This window comes from Paenibacillus xylanivorans, from assembly GCF_001280595.1.
GTDB classification, from domain to species: Bacteria; Bacillota; Bacilli; order Paenibacillales; family Paenibacillaceae; genus Paenibacillus; species Paenibacillus xylanivorans.
Map to the genome: position 1 here is coordinate 93,404 of NZ_LITU01000065.1, position 21,118 is coordinate 114,521.

Annotated in this window: 19 protein-coding genes; 16 read left to right on the forward strand and 3 right to left on the reverse strand. The window is 45.3% G+C overall.

All coding sequences use genetic code 11. From position 1 onward, the window contains the following. A partial coding sequence (locus AMS66_RS17760) for a LuxR family transcriptional regulator (RefSeq protein WP_160319700.1) occupies positions 1 to 965 on the reverse strand: 965 nt, incomplete at its 3' end. 129 nt (positions 966 to 1,094) lie between these two features. Between AMS66_RS17760 and AMS66_RS17765 the strand changes: the two genes are divergently transcribed. The 11 genes from AMS66_RS17765 to AMS66_RS32770 all read left to right on the forward strand — a co-directional run bounded on the left by AMS66_RS17765 (position 1,095) and on the right by AMS66_RS32770 (position 13,231). Beyond that, positions 1,095 to 1,802: a class I SAM-dependent methyltransferase gene (locus tag AMS66_RS17765; RefSeq protein WP_053782067.1), complete on the forward strand. Its 708-nt coding sequence runs from the start codon at positions 1,095 to 1,097 to the stop codon at positions 1,800 to 1,802. Next, positions 1,786 to 2,883: a saccharopine dehydrogenase family protein gene (locus AMS66_RS17770; RefSeq protein ID WP_053782068.1), complete on the forward strand. Its 1,098-nt coding sequence runs from the start codon at positions 1,786 to 1,788 to the stop codon at positions 2,881 to 2,883. Before AMS66_RS17765 ends, AMS66_RS17770 begins: the two co-directional genes overlap by 17 nt. Before the next feature lie 89 nt (positions 2,884 to 2,972). Next, positions 2,973 to 3,266 carry a hypothetical protein gene (locus tag AMS66_RS17775; RefSeq protein ID WP_053782069.1) on the forward strand — a complete coding sequence of 98 codons (294 nt, stop codon included), beginning with the start codon at positions 2,973 to 2,975 and terminating at the stop codon, positions 3,264 to 3,266. Between the two features lie 86 nt (positions 3,267 to 3,352). Continuing rightward, complete coding sequence (locus tag AMS66_RS17780; protein WP_053782070.1) at positions 3,353 to 4,645, forward strand: amidohydrolase; 1,293 nt, start codon at positions 3,353 to 3,355, stop codon at positions 4,643 to 4,645. Between the two features lie 316 nt (positions 4,646 to 4,961). Continuing rightward, positions 4,962 to 6,926 (forward strand): ABC transporter ATP-binding protein/permease, encoded by a 1,965-nt coding sequence (locus AMS66_RS17785; RefSeq protein WP_053782071.1) that lies wholly within the window; start codon positions 4,962 to 4,964, stop codon positions 6,924 to 6,926. 28 nt (positions 6,927 to 6,954) lie between these two features. Then, positions 6,955 to 7,623: a response regulator transcription factor gene (locus tag AMS66_RS17790; protein ID WP_053782072.1), complete on the forward strand. Its 669-nt coding sequence runs from the start codon at positions 6,955 to 6,957 to the stop codon at positions 7,621 to 7,623. Continuing rightward, positions 7,620 to 8,957: a sensor histidine kinase gene (locus AMS66_RS17795; RefSeq protein WP_053782073.1), complete on the forward strand. Its 1,338-nt coding sequence runs from the start codon at positions 7,620 to 7,622 to the stop codon at positions 8,955 to 8,957. The genes AMS66_RS17790 and AMS66_RS17795 overlap by 4 nt, the downstream gene beginning before the upstream one ends. 244 nt (positions 8,958 to 9,201) lie before the next feature. Next, complete coding sequence (locus tag AMS66_RS17800) at positions 9,202 to 11,037, forward strand: UbiD family decarboxylase (protein WP_053782074.1); 1,836 nt, start codon at positions 9,202 to 9,204, stop codon at positions 11,035 to 11,037. Positions 11,038 to 11,314: 277 nt separating this feature from the next. Then, positions 11,315 to 12,406 carry an HD-GYP domain-containing protein gene (locus AMS66_RS17805; protein ID WP_053782075.1) on the forward strand — a complete coding sequence of 364 codons (1,092 nt, stop codon included), beginning with the start codon at positions 11,315 to 11,317 and terminating at the stop codon, positions 12,404 to 12,406. Between the two features lie 184 nt (positions 12,407 to 12,590). Next, the gene (locus AMS66_RS17810) at positions 12,591 to 13,055 is read left to right on the forward strand and encodes an SRPBCC family protein (protein WP_330219330.1); all 465 of its coding nucleotides are present in this window, start codon (positions 12,591 to 12,593) and stop codon (positions 13,053 to 13,055) included. A gap of 14 nt (positions 13,056 to 13,069) precedes the next feature. Continuing rightward, the gene (locus tag AMS66_RS32770; RefSeq protein ID WP_160319701.1) at positions 13,070 to 13,231 is read left to right on the forward strand and encodes a hypothetical protein; all 162 of its coding nucleotides are present in this window, start codon (positions 13,070 to 13,072) and stop codon (positions 13,229 to 13,231) included. 1 nt (position 13,232) lies between these two features. Here AMS66_RS32770 and AMS66_RS17815 read toward each other — a convergent pair whose 3' ends face one another. Beyond that, the gene (locus AMS66_RS17815; protein ID WP_053782077.1) at positions 13,233 to 14,453 is read right to left on the reverse strand and encodes an MFS transporter; all 1,221 of its coding nucleotides are present in this window, start codon (positions 14,451 to 14,453) and stop codon (positions 13,233 to 13,235) included. Between the two features lie 244 nt (positions 14,454 to 14,697). Between AMS66_RS17815 and AMS66_RS17820 the strand changes: the two genes are divergently transcribed. The 3 genes from AMS66_RS17820 (at position 14,698) to AMS66_RS17830 (ending at position 16,735) form a co-directional block, all read left to right on the forward strand. Continuing rightward, a complete protein-coding gene (locus AMS66_RS17820; RefSeq protein ID WP_053782078.1) occupies positions 14,698 to 15,279 on the forward strand; it encodes a TetR/AcrR family transcriptional regulator in 582 nt (193 codons plus the stop codon). Between the two features lie 37 nt (positions 15,280 to 15,316). Next, positions 15,317 to 15,568 carry a hypothetical protein gene (locus tag AMS66_RS17825; protein WP_053782079.1) on the forward strand — a complete coding sequence of 84 codons (252 nt, stop codon included), beginning with the start codon at positions 15,317 to 15,319 and terminating at the stop codon, positions 15,566 to 15,568. Between the two features lie 192 nt (positions 15,569 to 15,760). Continuing rightward, a complete protein-coding gene (locus tag AMS66_RS17830) occupies positions 15,761 to 16,735 on the forward strand; it encodes a D-2-hydroxyacid dehydrogenase family protein (protein ID WP_053782080.1) in 975 nt (324 codons plus the stop codon). Between the two features lie 142 nt (positions 16,736 to 16,877). Here the strand turns inward: AMS66_RS17830 and AMS66_RS17835 are convergent, their stop codons facing one another. After that, the gene (locus tag AMS66_RS17835; RefSeq protein WP_053782081.1) at positions 16,878 to 17,915 is read right to left on the reverse strand and encodes a LacI family DNA-binding transcriptional regulator; all 1,038 of its coding nucleotides are present in this window, start codon (positions 17,913 to 17,915) and stop codon (positions 16,878 to 16,880) included. 401 nt (positions 17,916 to 18,316) lie between these two features. On the opposite strand from AMS66_RS17835, the gene AMS66_RS17840 reads away from it, so the two are divergent. After that, the gene (locus AMS66_RS17840; RefSeq protein WP_053782082.1) at positions 18,317 to 19,366 is read left to right on the forward strand and encodes a 2,3-butanediol dehydrogenase; all 1,050 of its coding nucleotides are present in this window, start codon (positions 18,317 to 18,319) and stop codon (positions 19,364 to 19,366) included. A gap of 278 nt (positions 19,367 to 19,644) precedes the next feature. Beyond that, on the forward strand, positions 19,645 to 20,958 hold the full coding sequence (locus AMS66_RS17845) for a hypothetical protein (RefSeq protein ID WP_053782083.1): 1,314 nt from the start codon (positions 19,645 to 19,647) through the stop codon (positions 20,956 to 20,958). Positions 20,959 to 21,118: the final 160 nt, after the last annotated feature.

Sequence of the window (21,118 nt, forward strand, 5' to 3'; positions counted from 1 at the left end):
GAAGAATAACTGCGCAGCACGTAACCTAACAGCTCCCGTTCACGAACGGATAACCCATGACTCTCTGCAAGTAAAGGCAGCAAGTCCTGCGGCATGGCCTGCTCAAGCCTGATGGCAATCTGATCTGGTCCTGAGAGCTGTTGCATGCGGCTGGCATGAAGCACGAGGTAACGACCATCCAAGAGTTGAATACAGACTTTGGAAGGAGAATGATGCACAGGTTCTTGCGCAACCGTCGAATCGGTATCTGTACGAATCTGACGCTGTAGGTGCGAATTGACGGCACGGACGGGGCGTGGCAAAATATCTGGTCCCACATGCTCCAGCAAACGTAATTGCGATAGCCAATATTGAGCGGGAGCGTTCACGGATAAGAGTTCGAAAGCGTCCGATGTGATCATAATACCTGGTTCCGAGGGACTTCCATTCTTGATCTCGTCCATAAGAGTCAGACTTGTGGATCGTAACATCAATGCAATAGAAGGGGCCCATGCCTGGATGCTTAGTCGCTCCTCTTCCGTGAATACTGGCTGCCCCGTCTTGCGATATAGGGTTAGATATCCCCAACAGGCGCCGCCACTCACTAGTACGGCCCGAAGTTCATCACCGAAACCTGCTGTTTGAAGAATATGTTCATATCGAGTACTTTGTATAAGATTTTCGCTAATCGATGCATGAAGGATCGCTGTATATTCACCGCTGCGAATCAAATCAGCATACTTATGTATGTCTTCTTCCATGTATTCATTAACGAACAGCCGATCATGAATGGCCTCAATGCCGTCTTCCGTCACGGCACCCGTTGAGAGAAGGGTCTGTGGATCAACCGTTGTGAAGCAATACGCATCATAGGCAACGATGTTCTGGATTTGTTTCAGTACAGCTTCCCGGTAGGTGCGCGAGGTCCATGTTCCTTTTTCGAGAGAAGTAATGAGTCGCTGGTTTCGTTCCATACGTGATGTCATATAGCTTGCTCCTCTCCCTATGCAGATATCCCATTGTTCTGGGATTGTTCGCTCTGCGTATCCTTCTATAATGAAATTAGACAAAGGAAGAGTCAAGTCTAACTTGAATTCATGAGGAGTGTAGTATCGATGGACCACAATCAATCATCTATGAGCTGGGATACGGCGGATGAAAACCGTTACGAACAATCGATAGCCCTGAAAATTCCGGGTTATTCTCATATGCATGATCTGATGGAGCGGCTGCTTGCCGCTTCTATAACAGATAACAACGAAGCTAAAATACTTATTGTCGGAGCCGGGGGAGGTAAAGAAATGGCTCTGCTTGGGACGCGACATGTGGGATGGACGTTTACTGGAGTAGATCCATCCCAGCGGATGCTTCAGTTAGCAGAAAGAAGAGTCCAAGAAGCGGGTATCAACGCCAGAGTGCAACTTAAATCCATGACGGTTGAAGCGTTGCCGGAAGAGGGTGTATACGACGGGGCGACAAGCATGCTAATGCTGCATTTTATTCAGGGGATGGAGTCCAAAAGAAGATTCCTGTCCAACCTTGCAACCAGACTCAAACCTGGAGCACCACTCATTATTGCAGCAGTGAATGCCGATCTTCGTTCGCCTGTATATTCAACCATGATGCAAGCCTGGCAGGATCACATGTTAAGTAACAGTGTCCAGCCTGAAGAATGGGAGCGGTTTGCAGCTTCCCTTGGCCGAGAGTCGGACCCCATCTCATCTGAACTGATGATAGAGCTTTTGGCAGAATGCGGCTTCTCGCACATTACACGTTATTTCGGAGCATTCTGGGTGGAGGGATATTATGCGAAACGAATCTAAAGTGGAGTCTGCGAAAGACCAGATTTGGGTTGTTGGTGGATATGGTCAAGTGGGGCAAATGATATGTACGCAACTGGCACGCTCGTTTCCAGGCAAGGTATGGGCGGCAGGTACGCGGATGAACCGGGCTGAAGAATTCAGCCGATCCACAGAAGGTATAGTTCAGCCGCTTCAATTGGATGTACGAAAAACGATTGATCCTGTTCTGCTTCATTCCGTCAAGTTGGTGATCATGTGTGTGGACCAGACGGATACCCGATTTGTCGAGGCTTGTGCGAAAGCAGGGACAGATTATATCGATATTTCGGCCAATTATGATTTCCTGGGTCAGGTCGAACAGTTGCATTCCAAAATGCAGCGTTCCAAAGCAACAGCCATGCTCAGTGTGGGACTGTCGCCTGGTGTGACCAATTTGCTTGTACGTGAAGCGGGTGCTCATATGGAACAAGTGGACGAAGCAGACATTACCGTTATGCTGGGACTGGGTGAGAAACACGGGAAAGCCGCAGTAGAGTGGACTGTGGATCAGATGAATGCTACCTATCAGGTCATGAAAAAGGGTGAACCAGCCGAAGTACAAAGTTTTCACGATGGTAAATGGATTGATTTTGGCGCAGACCTGGGTCGCAGGAAAGCGTATCGGTTTAACTTTTCGGATCAGCATGTCGTTGCTCGTACACTTCGTATTCCGACGGTGTCCACCAGATTATGTCTCGATTCCCGTTGGATAACCAGATCCATGGCGATCTCGAAACGTATGGGACTGTTCACACTGCTGCGTATTCCCTCCCTTCGAAACGGTACCGTCAAGGCATTTGGGGTTATTCCCGGAGGGGAGCCGATGTTTGCAGTTAAGGTAGATGCGGTAGGTTGGAAAAAGGGCAAGCCAATCCATGTCGAACAGCTGCTGGTTGGCGAGCGTGAAGCAGATGCAACAGCAGCCGTTGCTGCGGCAGTAGCAGAGCGAATGTATCGGACGGAACTGCCGCATGGTGTTTTCCACATCGAACAGTGCCTGTCTTTGCAGAACATTCAGGAAGCACTTCGTGTCCCATTGAAAGTAACAACGAAGATCACGTAAATCATATATGTTCTTGGATCATTTTTTTGCTAAGGCTCTCCGATCTGCTATGATGGAACAAATAATTATGGCTAGAACGGAGGGAGATCATGAACTGCATAGCTGTATTGCCCTACTACAAAGTACAGAGAGAAGTGAAAGGTCTCGCACAGGAAATACTGCAGAGTGATCGGTCCATGATCCTGTATTCGGACAAGATTGTAACGAAATACCGCCAGTTTAATATTACGGAAGTGTTCGACATGTCTTTTCGGAGGATGGGCAATGAAGGTGGATTTTTCTATCTCCATACGAGCACTGGAGTCTACCCTTATATGGTCAACATAGATCCCAAGCCTTTTATCCAAACGTTCAGAACAATGACAACTCAAAAATTAACTTAACCTCGACCTTGACCTTGACGTTACGTAAAGGCTTATCCTCTGATTTGGAAGTAAGACAATCCAAATCTAGAGGAGTTGTGAAACGAATGAGTATGTTAATCCAGCAAGCCAAAATCTTAACTATGAAAGACAACGAATCCCCCTTCACGGGGGATATTCGCATTGTAGGCGACCGCATCGCAGAGATTGCTTCCCACATTCAGGCTCAACCGGATGATGATATCATAGACGGTAAACACAAATTGGCAATGCCGGGCTTGATCAATGCTCATCAGCATACACCGATGAGTCTGTTACGAGGATTTTCCGATGATCTGAAGCTCATGGACTGGCTTGACCGTAAGATGCTGCCCGCTGAAGCGCGGATGACTCCTGAAGATATATACTGGGGAGCGCAATTATCCATCGCCGAGATGATCCGTTCAGGAACTACAGCTTACGCTGATATGTACATTCATATGAATGAAATCGCAGAAGCGGTAACGGAAACTGGTATTCGGGCATCACTCACACGCGGAATGGTGTTCGTAGAGGATGATGGAGGACGCAGATTACAGGAAGCGGTGGATTTGGTTCAACGTTGGTCTGGCAAGGCAGAGGGCCGAATTACGACGATGTATGGCCCGCATTCTCCCTATACTTGCCCAGTAGAACCTTTGCGGGAAGTGATCACGATGGCGGAGCAGGAGAACGTACCCATCCACATTCATCTGGCTGAGACCAAAGAAGAAGTTGTGAAAATTCGTGATCGTTATGACATGACTCCTACCGAATATTTGCAAGAGGCGGGCATGTTCGAACGTGCACACGTATTGCTCGCCCATGGGGTACACCTGAATCGCAGAGATATTGGCAGATTGAAAGGAATGCGTGGTGGAGTAGCACACAATCCGGTAAGCAATCTGAAGCTGGGCTGCGGAATCGCTCCGATTACCGAGATGATTGCACAGGGAATTAACATGGGTCTTGGAACCGATGGAGCGGGAAGTGCGACAACCGTCGATATGTTTGAAGAGATCAAGGCTGCGACCTGGCTGCAGAAGCTGGATTATGGTGATCCCACCCGGTTGCCGGCAAAAGCAATTCTCCGAATGGCTACCCGCGGAAGTGCAGAGCTCCTAAATATTCAGCACGATGTAGGGGTTCTGGAAGTTGGGCGCAAGGCCGACCTGATTCTGATTGATTTGAAGAAACCCCATTTGCAGCCTGTTCACGAGCTGGAATCATTGCTTGCTTACAGCGTGAATGGTGCTGATGTAGATACCACGATTGTGAATGGCCGTGTGCTGATGAGAGGCAGGCAGCTGTTAACGATTAATGAGGAGGAACTTTTCCGTCAGGTAGAGATTCGGGCGAAGCGTATTGTTGAAGCGATTTAATGAAAAAGCCGGACAGATCTGTATGCAGTCCAAGCAGAGGGTTTAAACCAATAAGTATTTCTTTAAACGATGAACGTTTTCGAGCAAACTAAAACAAACGGAGTCCTGAGCATAAAGGGCTCTGTTTTGCTTTATATATTGATTTTTGACACCGCAATTACTTGATAGTAGTCACTTCAAATAATTTCAGGTGTATTTTTTTGGCAGGCAGACGCGGATTGTCCAGTTCATTATCAGTTCACACAAATTTGTTAGAATGTGAAAAGTAAATCAAACAAATAGATAGAGTGTATGACTTGGAGAGGAAGAGATCAAGATGACCATATTAGAAGTTAAACATGTGAAGAAATCATATACGTTGTATGGTAAGGAAAAGGTTCCCGTGCTCCATGATGTGAATTTGAGCTTTGAGACAGGAGAATTCGTCTCGATCCTTGGTGAATCGGGTTGCGGAAAGTCGACCCTTATGAATATTATTGGTGGGATGGACTCCGATTTTGAAGGGGATATTCTCGTTCGTGGAAAGAACTTAAGTGCGATGACTGAGAAGGAAATGGACGATTATCGGAAGAATAATATTGGCTTTGTGTTCCAAAATTTCAATCTGATCCCGCATCTATCTGTGCTGGAAAATGTTACGATCGCTATGCAAATGACGGATACAAGTGAGAAGGAACGAAATAAGCGCGCTATAGATATTTTGACCGAGGTAGGGCTGAAAAATCATCTGAATAAACGGCCCAACCAGCTGTCGGGTGGACAGAAACAAAGAGTCTCTATTGCCCGCGCATTATCAAACAATCCAGACATTATTTTGGCCGATGAGCCGACGGGTGCTCTGGATAAGGAAAACGGAGATCAAATCCTGGCTTTGCTGGACAGTATTGCCCAAAAAGGGATGCTGGTGATTGCCGTAACTCACTCGCAGAAAGTAGCTGATTCCGGTACACGTATTGTGAAGGTAGAGGAGGGACGAATTAAGGATGATATTCATTTAAAAGATCGTTCCTTGACGTCCTATGAGGGTAGTGATGAGACTTCCAGAAACCTGGGTTTACTTGCTTCTTTCAAGATGGCACTCCAAAATATGAAACTCAACGGCAAGCGCAATGTACTGGTAGCATTGGGGGGATCGATAGGTATTTTAAGCGTACTCCTGATGCTCTCTCTAGGAAATGGAATTACGAGTTATATGAATAACGAAATTAATGCAAGTATGGATCCACTACTCGTGGACATCACTAAACCGAGTGAAGAAGCAAGTGACCTGCGCGGACCGGAAGCTCTGATGACAACAGGACAGCCATTTACAGATGCTGATATTGAAACCATTCGTAATCTTCCGAATGTGGATCATGTGGAGACGATTACCTCCGTGGATGGAAAATCGACTCTGGTGTATGAAGAACAGTCGGAGGGACTCACTCAGTTAACGACCTTTACAGATGCTTTTGATAAAGAAACGATTACGGCAGGAACTTTTCCAGAAGGCAATCAAATCCTATTGCCGTTGAAAACGGCGAATAAATTAAGTGGAAATGATCAACCTGATTCTATGATAGGCAAATCCATCCATCTATATATTAATGAAATGGATGCTAACCACAAACCAATCATCTTAGAAAAAGAAGTTACGATCTCAGGTGTGTATGAAGCGACGGGTCAACAAACTCCGATGCAGCAGACTCCGGGGTATCTTCCTTTACAAACGCTAGAACAGATGTACACTGATAATGGAATGACCATTGGCCCGATTCAAGTTAATGCTTATGCAACCGATATGAAATATGTGAATGATATTAATGCCGCAGCTGTGGATGCAGGTTTCTCGGGCTCCCAAACGGCGAAGATCATGGAGCGTATCACGACCTATGTAAACATGGCTACGATCGTTCTGGCTGGCATTGCCGGAATTTCATTAATCGTATCAGGGATTATGATATTGGTGGTGCTGTACATTAGTGTAGTAGAACGGACGAAGGAAATCGGAATTCTTCGAGCGATTGGAGCAAGGAAAAAGGATATTAAGCGAATATTCTTTTCCGAATCTGCCTTATTAGGTATATTCAGTGGTGTTATTGCCGTTATCCTTGCAGCGATAATTAGCTATGTGCTAAACATTTTCCTGGACAATGCTTTTGGGGCAAAATTGATTAATCTATCTGGATATTATATCGTGTTTGGCATCGCTGTAAGTACACTAATCAGTATCATTGCGGGTTTGATGCCTTCATCCAAAGCTGCCAAACTGGATCCAATGGAGTCCTTACGATATGAATAAATAAGATTATTGAAAGGATAATAGATGAATGAACACGATTCTTGTGGTTGATGATGATTCCCATATCCGCAAATTAATTCGTATATACCTTGAAACCAATCAGTTTTCCGTAGTGGAAGCGCCGGACGGACAAGAAGCGCTGAACATCTTGTCTCATACGAAAATTGATTTGGCGATTGTTGATGTGATGATGCCACGTGTAGACGGTATTGAACTGACCGAAGATATTCGATCTTATATGGATATTCCAATTCTGATGGTGACTGCCAAAGGAGAATCCAAGGATAAAGTCAAAGGATTTAATGCAGGGTCAGACGATTATTTAGTAAAACCTTTTGATCCTGTAGAGTTAATCTTGCGTGTCAAATCTTTAATGAAGAGATACAACAAGGTATCATCAAATGTAATTCATATAGGCGGTGCAACGATTAATCTGAGCAATTTGACAGTCGTTGCAGGAGCGCATACAGTTGAATTGAAAAAGAAGGAATGTGAATTGTTGTTTGCTTTGGCGAGTTTGCCAGGGCAAATATTCACACGTACACAGCTTATAGAAGATATATGGGGACTCGATTATGAAGGTGATGAACGTACTGTTGATGTGCATATTAAAAGGTTAAGAGAACGGCTTGAACCAATCCCGGAACTGATTATTTCGACAATCAGAGGACTAGGATATCGTCTGGAGCTTGTATGAAAATAGTGAGTAAAAGCCTGCGCCTACGAATCGTAGCTACATTTATTGGTATTGTGATTGTCAGTTTGATTCTCTCCTTTATACTAAACATGCGACCTCAGGAAAAGACACCGAATCATACCATGGTTACCATTGCCGAAGATATCGCTTCGATGATAAACCTGATCGATGATCCGGAAAAGGTGAAAACTGGATTGAATCTCTTTGCGCGATATGGCTTGAACATAAATGCTGTGAATGAACAAAGTGAAGTGCTTGCTTCCTTTCCAGCAGATAAAGTTCATGAATTATTTGATGAAAATACCACGGAAGCGTTTATTCTTTCCAATAAAGATGAAACAGCGTTCGTTGGTGTTCCCAGGATGAAAGATGAGAAAGATGCGCTCCTTATCAAAATTAATTTTTCATCGATTTTTCATAATGTGAAACGTACACTATTTATATCGCTACTAACTGTCCTGGTTATAGGAAGCTTATTAATCATGTTTATGTCTGGGTACATTGTGAGACCTATCAAAAGACTAACGGCTGCAGCTAAGAAAATGGCATCAGGCGATCTAACTGTACGGTTGAAACATCATAATCAGGATGAGTTTGGTGAGCTGATGGAGAGCTTTAATCATATGGCCAGTGAGTTGCAAAAAATAGACTCCATTCGTGATGATTTTGTCAGTAACGTCTCACATGAAATGCAGTCTCCTCTTACATCCATTAGAGGTTTTACTAGAGCGCTGCAAGATGGCGTCATCCCGTTGGAAGAGCAGAAAGAGCATCTGGATATCATATATGAGGAAACATTACGCTTGTCCAGGCTTAGTGATAATTTACTCCGGCTAGCCTCACTTGATTCGGAGCACCATCCGTTTAATCTCACCACATTCCAATTAGATGAACAATTAAGAAGAACGATCGTATTAGCGGAACCCCAGTGGGCGCGCAAAAATATCAAGATTGAATTGGATTTATTGCCTTGCGAAATCACGGTTGATAAAGATCTGTTTGAGCAGGTCTGGCAAAATTTAATCAACAACGCTATAAAATATACGGGTTCTGATGGTAGCATCCATGTTGAAATCGAGATGTCTACTTCATTCGTGAAGGTAACGATTAGAGACTCAGGACAAGGAATACCGGAGGAAGCCCTTCCGTATATCTTTGATCGATTTTATATGGTGGACAAAGCGCGAAGCAGCGCTCTTAAAGGGAATGGATTAGGGCTTTCCATCGTGATTAAAATATTGAAATTGCATGATTGTACAATTGATGTGGAGAGTAGGGTTGGAGAAGGAACGCAGTTTATGGTTACAATTCCCAGACCGTTTGCTACATCTTAAATAAGCCCAAAAAGCAATATTTAAGCAACCATGGTCCTTATGAATACTGGACTCAGGTTGCCTAAATATTGCTTTTTGGTGAGTGCTGCGGGACAAATTGTATATATTGTTTTGTTAAGCGATAGATCATTTGATAATATAGAAGAGACGCGAGCATCAATCATTTTTATTCAATCCGCTATTCTTCACACCTATGTGAATATATGAACATAATAATTGATTATACAAAGAATGGAGCCATCCAATGAAATATCGCAATATGGAAGATTGCATTAACGATCTGGAGCAGCATGGACATTTGATTCGAGTGAAGGAAGAAGTGGACCCTCATTTGGAGATGGCAGCAATACATATGAAAGTACATGAGGCGAAAGGCCCAGCGTTGCTTTTCGAAAATGTGAAAGGCTCGAAGTTCCAAGCTGTTTCGAACCTGTTCGGTACACTGGAACGAAGCAAATTCATGTTCCGTGGAACGCTTGAAGGTGTACAACGTGTCATGGCTGTCCGGGATGATCCAATGAAGGCACTCAAAACGCCATTTCAGCATATCAGCACAGGTCTTGCCGCCTGGCAGGCTCTGCCCAAGCAGAAGTCGATCAGTTTGCCAGTAACCGCGCAAGAGATTCAGATCTCTGATCTGCCGTTAATCAAGCATTGGCCCATGGATGGCGGAGCATTCGTTACGCTGCCTCAGGTCTATTCGGAGGACCCGGACAAGCCAGGCATCATGAACTCTAATCTGGGCATGTACCGGGTACAGCTAAGTGGAAATGATTATGAACTGAATAGGGAAATTGGACTTCACTATCAGATTCATCGCGGAATCGGTATTCATCAGGCCAAAGCAGTCAAAAAGGGAGAACCTCTGAAAGTAAGCATCTTTATTGGAGGCCCGCCGGCACATACACTTTCTGCAGTGATGCCTTTGCCAGAAGGACTCAGTGAGATGACTTTCGCAGGACTGCTTGCCGGGCGTCGCTTCCGTTACAGCTATAAGGATGGATATTGCATCAGCAATGACGCCGATTTTGTCATCACGGGTGAGATTTATCCGGACGAGACGAAGCCTGAGGGACCGTTTGGTGATCATCTGGGATATTACAGTCTGACGCATCCGTTCCCGTTAATGAGAGTGCATAAAGTGTACGCCAAGCCGAACGCGATTTGGCCATTTACCGTGGTGGGTCGTCCGCCGCAAGAGGATACGGCATTTGGGGATCTGATTCACGAAATTACGGGTGATGCCATTAAACAGGAGATTCCGGGGGTAAAAGAAGTCCATGCAGTCGATGCAGCAGGAGTGCATCCGCTGCTGTTCGCAATTGGAAGTGAGCGTTACACGCCGTATCAGACGGTAAAACAGCCAACAGAGCTGCTGACGATTGCGAGTCGTATTCTGGGTACAGGTCAGCTCAGTCTGGCGAAGTACTTGTTTATTACAGCAGAGGATCAGCAACCGCTGGATACGCATCGGGAAGTGGAATTCCTGACGTATATCCTGGAACGAATGGATCTGCAGCGGGACATTCATTTCCATACCAATACAACGATTGATACGCTGGATTACTCGGGAACTGGATTAAACAGTGGCAGTAAGGTTGTATTTGCAGCCTACGGGGACAAGGTTCGGGAGTTGTGTCGTGAAGTACCAGAGACATTGAAAGATATTCGGAGTTATAACAATCCACAGCTTGTGATGCCAGGAATTGTAGCTATTCAGGGTACGCCGTTCACCAGTTATGCGGATACAGAACAAGAAATGAAGGCATTTACAGACATGCTGAAGGAAAAAGGAGATCTGTCTTCCTGTCCGATGATCGTATTATGTGACGATAGCTCTTTCCTGAGTGCGAATCTCAGTAATTTCTTGTGGGCGACATTTACTCGCAGTAATCCGTCCCATGATATGTACGGTGTAAACAGCAGCTACAACTATAAACATTGGGGCTGCGACCAGATCATTATCGATGCCAGAGTGAAGCCGCATCAGGCGCCTCCGTTAATTCCAGACCCATCTGTTGAGAAGGGTATTGAACGCTTTTTTGTACAGGGAGCGAGTCTGAGCTCGATCAAAATATAGTTGAATTCAATAAAGGCCCAAAGGTTTTTTTGGGCTTTTTGGTTATATATGTGTAAAACGAGATATCAGTTATCTAAACACGAATTCAAACCGGGACTTTTTTGAAAATGGGAGTGAGAATAAAGTCTTATACGTTCGTATTTCCTTTTGCGATTAAGGTCGTTTGGACTATGGAGAAAAAGAAAGATTATATCGATATAAAGTAGTATAGGGATTTTTGGGACCCGATCTAACGGGTACTGTTGACTATAAATGATTGTTCAGGGGGAATACCGATTTGAGAATCCATATTATGAACCTGCAAGATGGAGACCGTCTGACTGCGGATACTTTCAGCGAAGCGGGATTACACGTTCTGGGTCAGGGTACTGTGATCAAAAGTGAAGATATCACCTTGCTGATGCAGCACCGCGTGGACTATGTGGATATTGAACCACGCGAGGAAGAGATCACGGAAGCGGAATTCTTTGCTGCTGCGGCAAAATTTGCATCTGGAGCAAGCACAAGCACCAAGGAAGAACCGCCTGAAGAAGAAATGAAATCCCAATTTATACAAACCGTACATAATTATCAATCCGCGTTTCTCGAAGCACTTACCGTGGGCAAGTTCAATGCAACGATGGTGGACGATGCGCTTCAACCGATGGTGGAGGGACTGGACGAGCAAAAGGATGTCGTACATCTCCTGATGATGCTGGAACGGGATGATGTTAATAACTACACGCATTCCATTCAGGTTGGACTGTTGTCATTTTACCTGGCTAACTGGCTTGGTTATTCTCAAAAAGAGAGTTACCAGATCAGTCGTGGTGGCTATCTACATGATATCGGCAAATGCAGAGTATCCCACCGGATTCGCAACAAGATGGAACCGTTAACTGCAGATGAACAGCTTGAATTGCAACGTCATACGATCTATGGACATGATATTATCAAAAGTTCCATGACGGATGAAGCCACTGCACTGGTAGCTCTTCAGCATCATGAACTGGAGGATGGTACCGGTTATCCGATGCAACTTAAAAAAGATGAAATTCACCCATACACACAGATCGTAGCTGTCGCTGACATTTACATCGGGATGAGATCGGGCAGTCATGGAAGCAGCAATCCGAATCTGATCAATAACTTGCGCGATATCTATGCGATGGGATTCGGCAAATTGAATGAGAAGCCGGTTCAGGCCTTGATGCAGCATCTGCTTCCTAATTTTATTGGTAAACAAGTGCTTCTGAGCAACGGCGAGCGGGGCGTTATTGTCATGAACAATACTTCCGATATTTTCAAACCACTGATTAAGGTGGAATCGGAACAATATCGTGATCTGTCCAAAGAGCGCACGCTCGCCATTAATGAGTTAATCATCTGAGTTTGAATAACAAATGAATTCATACGGAAAACGGGCCTCCTGTACGATGACAGGGGACCCGTTTTAATTTTTTTTCATACCCCTGACGTTGTTCTACATGGAGACCAGGAGTATACTTTGCAAAGACCTTAATCTTCCTTTTTAGGAAAAGGAAGCAGAAAAGGAGAGATCGTCCTTGATTGAAGTGGTAACCGAGATTACAATACATGCCCCCATTGAGCGATGCTTTGACTATGCAAGGGATATTAATATTCATACCCGGACGGTCTGGAATCATACCCGTGAACGGGCTATAGCAGGTGTTACAACGGGAAGAATTGGCGAAGGCGATACGGTAACTTTCGAAGCAAGCCATTTCGGGATTAGGCAGAAGCTGACTTCCCGGATCGCCGAGTACAATCGGCCGCATCTTTTTGTGGATCAGATGGAGAAAGGCGCTTTCAAAAGCATGAGACATGAACACAGCTTTAGCAAGCTTGGTGAGCAGACGACTTGTATGAGAGATACACTGAGATTTGAAGCTCCTCTTGGTGTTCTGGGATGGGTCACAGAGCGTATTGTACTCAAGAGGTACATGCAGGCTTTCCTGGAGAGCCGGAATATGAAACTTAAGGCGTTGCTTGAGCAGCAGATAGAGCCGATCATTTAAGAGGAGATTGATAAATGATGGAAAACGAATATTTTGTGGGTTGGGGCACACTTGCCCTTATTAATGCCGGACTTGCTCAGGGAAAAAACAGAAGTGGACGGAACTGGTTTCTGATTTCCCTGTTATTTGGTTCGTTAGCCACTCTGTTTATCGTGGTGTGGAATAAGCTGGATTAATTTAGTGACCCGTATTCCGATGGATGTAACGATCAAAGACCCAGAACAGAAGCGCAGCGGCACTAACGCCTGCACCCAGCCAGCAAACACCAGTCCAACCTGCCCAGGCGTACATTTGAGTGGAAGCAATGGAGCCGATAGCACTGCCTATCGAATAAAAGATCATGTAGGCGCCCGTCAAACGGCTCTGCGCTTCAGGTCGAACTTCGTAGATCAGGCTCTGGCTGGTGACATGTACGGCCTGTACGGCAAGGTCCAGCATGATCACCCCTGCCATAAGCAGCCATAAAGAGTGGTGAACATAGCCTATGGGTAGCCAGGATAGAAGCAATATTACAAGGGCGACGCCCGTCGTCTTTTGCCCAAGTCCCCGATCAGCCAGTCTTCCTGCACATGCAGCAGCCAACGCGCCAGCAGCTCCTGCCAGACCAAAGGCTCCAATCGCAGTATGTGATAGGGAAAGTGGCGGAGCGCTAAGTGGTAAAACCATGGACGTCCACAAGATACTGAAGGCTGTGAAGATCAACGTGGCAAGAACGCCGCGTACTCGAAGAACAGGCAGTTCACGGTACAATTGCAGGACAGAAACGATCAATTCGGTGTAGCTTAGTTTTTCTCGCTCCGGTTCGTGTTTTGGGAGTACAAGAAACAGGGCGATAATCCCCAGTAAAGTCAGACTGGCAGAGAAGAGATAGACCGATCTCCAGCCGATCCAATCGTTCAAGGTACCTGCAATGGTTCGCGCCAGCAATATGCCGATGACGATCCCGCTTGTGACCAGACCGACGATGCGCCCTCGTTCAGACGGTGCAGCAAGGGAGGCGGCAAAGGCAACAAGTGTTTGAGTAATCACGGCGAGCAGCCCGATAGCCGCCATTCCAATGAATAAAGCCTGGCTGGATGATGAGGTGCCGACAGCAATCAGGGCGATTACGGATAAAAGCATCTGGATGATGATCAGCTTGCGCCGATTCAATAGATCACCAAGGGGAACGAGTAATAATAAGCCGAGGGCGTAACAGACTTGGGTTACGGTGATAACGATCCCAATGGATGAATGAGCGAGACTGAAATCTTTAGCAATGGAGTCGAGCAAAGGCTGGGCGTAATAAATATTGGCTACCGCCAGTCCGCTGCACAGGGCAAATAACAGCGCGACAAGCCGGGACATGCTCGGATGTCCTTCGTTGGAGGGATGTGCTAGATGAGATGGATTTTGCATGAATGATTCACCTTTCCGTATTCGAATATGATAAGTTAGGAGAGCAGGATGAATGCTGTTGGATTTAAATATACTGATCAGTACATTATGATTCGGAATAAACATACTTCATGCTTTGATATGATGTCAAGGGTTGTGAGAGATCGACTATTTTTCTTTTTATAAAGTGCGATTGGTTTGACATGGGAATTCAGTGTAGATTAGTATATTTATATACTGATTGATACACAAAGGGGGTGAATGCATGGTTAGACAACGGGAATTTGATACGGATAAGGCACTGGAAGCAGCGATGCAGATATTTTGGGATAAAGGGTTTGAAGCGACATCCTTAAGTGATCTGACGACAGCCATGGGTATTCAGCGTCCCAGTTTATATGCGGCTTTTGGTGACAAAAAGGAATTGTTTGAAACGGCACTTCGCAGGTATACGACTTTGCATGCCGCTCAGGTCAGATCCAGACTTCAGCATACATCCTCTGTAAAAGAGGCCTTCCGTGCATTATTTGAACATATTGGAGCTGAAGGGGATGTGACAGATCCTCGTCACGGCTGTTTTTGCATCAATACGATGGTTGAACTGGCTCCGCATGATCCCAAATTTGCTGTTCTTACACGGGAGCACCAGATGTATCTGGCGGCGATTTTCAAGCAAACGATTGAACGGGGGCAGGGAACCGGGGAATTGTCTGATGATCTCGACGCAATTGCGCTCTCCAAGTCGCTGGTTGTATCGATGATTGGATTAACCGTTATGATGAAATCGGAACCGGATCGTTCGTTTGTGCAGCAGAGTATGAAGGTTACGTTATCGTTGCTTGAGTAGTCAGGAAAGGATTCTATTCTTAGAAAAGGGTGTTCATATGGAGCGTTATTTTCATTGGATCTACCTTGTCGCTTTTTACATTATCGGTGCGCTGCTAACGACATTCGGCGGGATGGGGATCATCGAGTTCAGCTTGATTGTGATTGGGTTACTTGCTTTTATTGCTATCGTGGGTTCCCTGACAGAGAATGATCAATCGAAACTGGATAAAATTTTCTGGAAAATACGGTCTTTGTTTCAAGTGGCGATTGCGATCCTCATTACGGCGCTGCTTTTTAAACTGTTTTGAACGGATAGCAAGAAGCGGGAAGCCTACTCCTGCTTTTTTTGTGTCTGAGGGCATTGGGCAGATCGGGGTCTGAGTTGATACAATGCAGATAGGGTATAGATTAAATTATGAATGTATAATATGAGTTACATATGCGGGTAACATTTTCAAACATTGTTCGATGATGCACTTATACGAGGAGGAGATTCAACCATGCAGACGAAGTTGCGTTGTGCCATATTGGATGATTATCAGAATGTTGCCCTTTCTTCAGCGGATTGGACTCCCATCCTGGATCGGGTTGAGGTTCACACATTTAATCATTACCTGGGATCAGAAGAGAAGGTTGTTCAGGAACTGCAGGATTTTGAAGTGATTGTCTTGATGCGTGAACGTACACCTTTCCCTAAATCCGTGATCACTCAATTGCCCAAACTCAAGCTTCTGATTACAAGCGGCATGCGCAATGCCTCCATTGACCTCGAGGCTGCGGAAGAAAGCGGAGTAATTGTCTGTGGCACCGAAGGCAGCTCGAACCCGCCGACGGAACTGACATGGGCGCTGATTCTGGGTCTGTCCAGACAGCTGGTAACCGAAAATAACGCACTGCGTTCCAATCGGAATTGGCAGAGTACAGTTGGCATGGATTTGTACGGAAAGACATTGGGACTGCTCGGTTTAGGCAAGATTGGCAGCCGGATGGCAGAGATTGCACAAGCCTTTGGCATGAAAGTGATCGCGTGGAGTGAGAACTTGACACAAGCAAGAGCAGAGGAACAGGGAGTCCAATGGGCAGAAACCAAGGAACAGCTGCTTGAACAAAGTGATATTGTCTCCATTCATCTGGTGCTCAGTGATCGCACTCGTAATCTGATTGGACGAGCCGAGTTCCAACGGATAAAAAATACCGCTTTATTGATCAATACGTCCCGTGCAGGCATTGTGGATCAGGAGGCGCTGGTTGAAGCCTTACAGAATGAGTGGATAGCAGGGGCAGGGGTGGATGTATATGAACAGGAACCTCTTCCTGTAAATCATATATTGCGGACGCTGCCCAATTTGTTGGCAACACCACACATTGGTTATGTGACTCAAGGCAACTATGCCATTTATTTTAACCATACTGTAGAAGATATTGAGATGTTTTTGAAGGGAACACCAATCAGACAACTGCTTCCGAAGAAGTAATTGCTTGGAGGTGGTTTTGAGATATAAGTGTGTGAGTGAAGATAAAAAAGGTGTTTCTCAGGACGGAAATTCATTCCTGGAGAACACCTCTTTTTGTGTTTTTGAAGGTTTGTCCATTAGATCCATGTCTTCACAACCGTTCTTATGCGTGTGGTCCTTGTGAAGATGAACGGATCATGGCAACACTGGACTCGCGCACAATTAACCTTGGCTCAAATTGAATATGCTCATAATCGGTGGTACTCATCTCGCGAATCCGTTTTAACAGCAATTCCGTTGCAAGCCTTGCTACTTCTTCGCCCATAATCGAGACTGAACTGATCTGCGGAGACGAAACGGTAGTCCATTGGTTGTTATCAACGCCTACAACAGCAATATCCTCAGGTACACGAACGCCCAGTTTTTTAAACCGATTTACTAGTCCGATGGCAACCATATCATTAATCGCGTATACGGCATCTGGCATGTGAGTAAGCCCATGGAAATAATCTGCTGCATTGGCTCCCGTATTCAATGAAAAATCTTCTCCGAAGTAAACAAGCGAGATGTCTACATGTCCGACTGCCTGCTCATAAGCCCGATAACGCTCTTCAATAATATCTTTGGGAGCACCGGCGTATGCAATGCGGGTTCGTCCAATCTTAATCAGATGTTCCATCACCAGTTTCCCTTCAGGCTGTGAAAGAGAAACGACATCTGCTTTCATGCCGGGGTCCAGCTTTTTACCGTAATTTATCATGGAAATAGGCAGAGGGGCTTTATCAATTAAGTCAGGCAATGTTTTGGGGTATGCCAAAGGCATGAAAATAAGCCCATCCACGTGCAGCTTTTTGATATTACGAATGGTTTCCAGTTCCGTTCGTGCATTGCCCGCCGTATTGATTTGAACCACATGATAGCCATGCTGCTTCGCCGTTTGTTCCACAGACCAAGAGATCTCGGGAATGATGGCATTGCGTATGTCAGGTACAACCAGTGCGATCTGATGCGTCTGGCGTATTTTCAGACTTTGGGCAGAGGTATTGGGGACAAATCCAAGCTCCTCAATGGCCTGCATGACTTTATCTCGTGTTTTGTTGCTGATGCCGTCGGAGTTGTTAATGGCCCGGGAGACGGTAGCGATACCTACACCTGCAAGTTCTGCAACGTCCTTGATCGTAACCTTCTGATCTTTACTCACGTTTAATTAACCTCACTTCAATCGGAAACGATTCCGAATTTTGAAAATATATACGAATGGAATGAACAATCCTATACCTTGATTATAACATTTGAGCCAATAAGTATCCCGTGAATACGATTGAAAGGTCATAGATGTCTGTTGTTTCCAAAAGAGCTGATTTGCTCCTTTGAAAAAGGGAATCCAAAAATCTAGGGATAACAGCGATCGTAAGGTTGTTCTGTCTTCGAAGTGGCAAGTGTACTGAAGGCTGACGGTACACCAGAATTATCGGCGCAAAATTCATAAGATAGACATATGTGTGACAAATTATGTTTGACAGCCTATTTAAAATGTGACATATTTAACTTACGGAAACGTTTCCGATTATATCAAAACTTATGATCTGGGAGATGAAACAAATGAAAGCATTGCGTTGGCACGGAGTAAAAGATTTGCGTCTCGAAAATATTGATGAACCCCGCCCTGAACAGGGAAAGGTTAAAATAAAAGTGGAGTGGTGTGGGATCTGTGGCAGTGACTTGCACGAGTACACTGCTGGCCCGATCTTCATTCCGGCTCAAGTACCGCATCCGCTAACAGGGGAACAAGCACCTGTTGTGATGGGGCATGAATTTTCAGGGCAAGTCGTTGAAGTAGGAGAAGGCGTGACACGTTTTCAGGCAGGTGATCGTGTTGTGGTGGAACCGATCTATGCATGCGGTCATTGTGAAGCCTGCAAACAGGGGAAATATAATTTATGCGATCAGATGGGTTTCTTGGGCCTGGCTGGGGGAGGCGGAGGTTTCTCGGAGTATGTAACGGCTGAGGAAAATATGGTGCATGCCATTCCAGATTCCATCTCGTACGAGCAAGGAGCGTTGGTAGAGCCTTCTGCAGTAGCTCTTCATGCTGTGCGTCAAAGCAAACTGAAAGTCGGCGACACTGCGGCTGTTTTTGGTGCGGGTCCAATCGGTCTGCTGGTTATTGAAGCGCTGAAAGCTTCTGGTGCATCGGATATTTATGTCGTGGAATTATCCGAGGAACGTAAAGCCAAAGCGGAAGAACTTGGCGCTATCGTTATTGATCCTGCACAATACAATGTTGTGGAAGAAATTCATGCACGGACCCAAGGCGGCGTGAACGTAGCTTATGAAGTGACTGGTGTTCCACGGGTACTGCAGCAGGCGATTGATTCAACGCGTATTGGCGGTGAATTGATGATTGTCAGCATTTTTGAACAGGAAGCACCGATTCTGCCAAACTCCATTGTCATGAAGGAGCGTACGGTCAATGGCATTATCGGTTACCGTGATGTATTCCCGGCGGTCATTAGTCTGATGGCTAAAGGTTTCTTCCCAGCAGACAAGCTGGTAACCAAACGAATTAGCCTAGACGAAGTGGTAGAGCATGGATTCGAAGCACTGTTGAAAGAGAAAAACCAGGTTAAAATTCTGGTGAAAGCAGAGTAATTTCCAGGCCAATATGATTAGAATATAATAGAGTGGAATTCAGAAAATGTTAACAGGCACCAGCTGGAGTTCAACTGGAGCTGATGCTCAATTAGCAGGCAAGCACATGGAATTATGACAAATAGACAACGCATCTCCGGATGCGATTGTCTATTTTTTTTGCACAGATCGGGCGGAATTTGTTGCAAGTAGGTTTCGTTTTACATAATATAAAAAGATACAATTTGTATCATTTTGGTGTAAAGGTGTTATCTCATAAAATGGAGGAGGAAGCGGACATGCAGAGGAATACGAAATGGGCAGCTGTGATTTTGACCCTCGTTGCAGGCATGGGGTGGCTGCTTATGGGCAATTCGAAACCCAAGAATAATACTGCAGCAGATCAGCAACCGCCTGCCGAACGGATGCTAGCCAAGGTGTCCAATGCGCCTATCACATCCGCCGATGTGACGTCCAAGATTGAATTGCTTGGAAGACCTTTTAAGAAAGGGCCTTATGCCAACAATGTCTGGGATTTGCAACTGTACAGAGGAAAGATATATATGGGGCATGGGAACAGCAGTAATTTAGGTGTTTCGCCCAATGCGGGCCCAATTCCGGTTATTTATTTCGACACAGCCACTCCCAAATTTGTAACCCAGTCCGTCACGAATAGAAATCCGAGCATCGTGCCTTCGACCAAAATGTTTGTGGATGAAGAACAGATTGACATCTTCAAGGTACTGAACGACAAACTGTACATTCCCGGAAATGATTCGGATGGCGAGCAGTGGGATATGGGAAACTTCTACCGATTGGATGGAGATGTATGGACCAAGTATCGCAATCTTCCGCTGGGCGTACATGTATACGATTTGGCGTCCTATCAGGGCAAACTATTTGCAGCGCTGGGTACCGAGCAGAAGCCTACCGTTTTAATCTCTCATGATCAAGGTGAAAGCTGGCAAAAATTCGCCACAATCAATACATTTGGCTTCAGGGCGTATACGCTGTTTGAAATCAAGGGCAAATTATACGCATCCGGCATGATGTATCCTGCCAATAATATTTGGGGCGACAAAACCAATATTTTAGAGATTAACGAGAAGCTTGAAAAGAAAGACGTGCTCATCTATGGCAGCAAAATGCTACCAGGATTATCCTACCAAACCGGTACAGTTCCGTATAATAAAATAGGGAAAAATATTAATTTCAACAATAAGCTGCTCTATATTGCCGGAGGGGTTTTCAATGATGGGCAACTGCTACCCAAATCCTTGAATATCATGACCGACATTAACCAGGCATCGCGCGTCATTTTGCCAGATACCCAGGCCCTTCCTACAGATCTGCTCCAGCGAGATGGTAAAGTTTATGTGCTTAGCTACACACGCAAAAGTGCGAACCTCTATATAAACCGGGTATATCAATCGACAGATCTGACAACATGGAATGAAATTCTCCGTTTTAACCAGGACACGTACGCCAGGTCTTTTGAAGAACACGAAGGTGATTTCTACTTTGGGCTGGGCACGGACCCCGATGTTCTATCGACATCATCAGGCAAATTGCTGAGAGTTAATCGCAATGATATCCCAGTTAATTCCAATTAAACGAAAGGAAGATTATGGATTATATACTATGCTTCATCCACATTTTTGGTTACAGAGAGGGCGATTTAGGTTAAAAGTAGGGCAGGCCGAAATAGTAGAACTTCTTAGTTGAAGCTACATCGAGCTTGCTCTATTTGTGTGTTCAATAGACCATTAATGC

What these genes read in the sequence shown, in the direction of transcription:
- AMS66_RS17765 (WP_053782067.1), top strand. Translation starts at nt 1,095, where the DNA reads ATGGACCACAATCAATCATCTATGAGCTGGGATACGGCGGATGAAAAC.
- AMS66_RS17770 (WP_053782068.1), top strand. Translation starts at nt 1,786, where the DNA reads ATGCGAAACGAATCTAAAGTGGAGTCTGCGAAAGACCAGATTTGGGTT.
- AMS66_RS17775 (WP_053782069.1), top strand. Translation starts at nt 2,973, where the DNA reads ATGAACTGCATAGCTGTATTGCCCTACTACAAAGTACAGAGAGAAGTG.
- AMS66_RS17780 (WP_053782070.1), top strand. Translation starts at nt 3,353, where the DNA reads ATGAGTATGTTAATCCAGCAAGCCAAAATCTTAACTATGAAAGACAAC.
- AMS66_RS17785 (WP_053782071.1), top strand. Translation starts at nt 4,962, where the DNA reads ATGACCATATTAGAAGTTAAACATGTGAAGAAATCATATACGTTGTAT.
- AMS66_RS17790 (WP_053782072.1), top strand. Translation starts at nt 6,955, where the DNA reads ATGAACACGATTCTTGTGGTTGATGATGATTCCCATATCCGCAAATTA.
- AMS66_RS17795 (WP_053782073.1), top strand. Translation starts at nt 7,620, where the DNA reads ATGAAAATAGTGAGTAAAAGCCTGCGCCTACGAATCGTAGCTACATTT.
- AMS66_RS17800 (WP_053782074.1), top strand. Translation starts at nt 9,202, where the DNA reads ATGAAATATCGCAATATGGAAGATTGCATTAACGATCTGGAGCAGCAT.
- AMS66_RS32770 (WP_160319701.1), top strand. Translation starts at nt 13,070, where the DNA reads ATGATGGAAAACGAATATTTTGTGGGTTGGGGCACACTTGCCCTTATT.
- AMS66_RS17815 (WP_053782077.1), bottom strand. Translation starts at nt 14,453, where the DNA reads ATGCAAAATCCATCTCATCTAGCACATCCCTCCAACGAAGGACATCCG.
- AMS66_RS17820 (WP_053782078.1), top strand. Translation starts at nt 14,698, where the DNA reads ATGGTTAGACAACGGGAATTTGATACGGATAAGGCACTGGAAGCAGCG.
- AMS66_RS17825 (WP_053782079.1), top strand. Translation starts at nt 15,317, where the DNA reads ATGGAGCGTTATTTTCATTGGATCTACCTTGTCGCTTTTTACATTATC.
- AMS66_RS17830 (WP_053782080.1), top strand. Translation starts at nt 15,761, where the DNA reads ATGCAGACGAAGTTGCGTTGTGCCATATTGGATGATTATCAGAATGTT.
- AMS66_RS17840 (WP_053782082.1), top strand. Translation starts at nt 18,317, where the DNA reads ATGAAAGCATTGCGTTGGCACGGAGTAAAAGATTTGCGTCTCGAAAAT.
- AMS66_RS17845 (WP_053782083.1), top strand. Translation starts at nt 19,645, where the DNA reads ATGCAGAGGAATACGAAATGGGCAGCTGTGATTTTGACCCTCGTTGCA.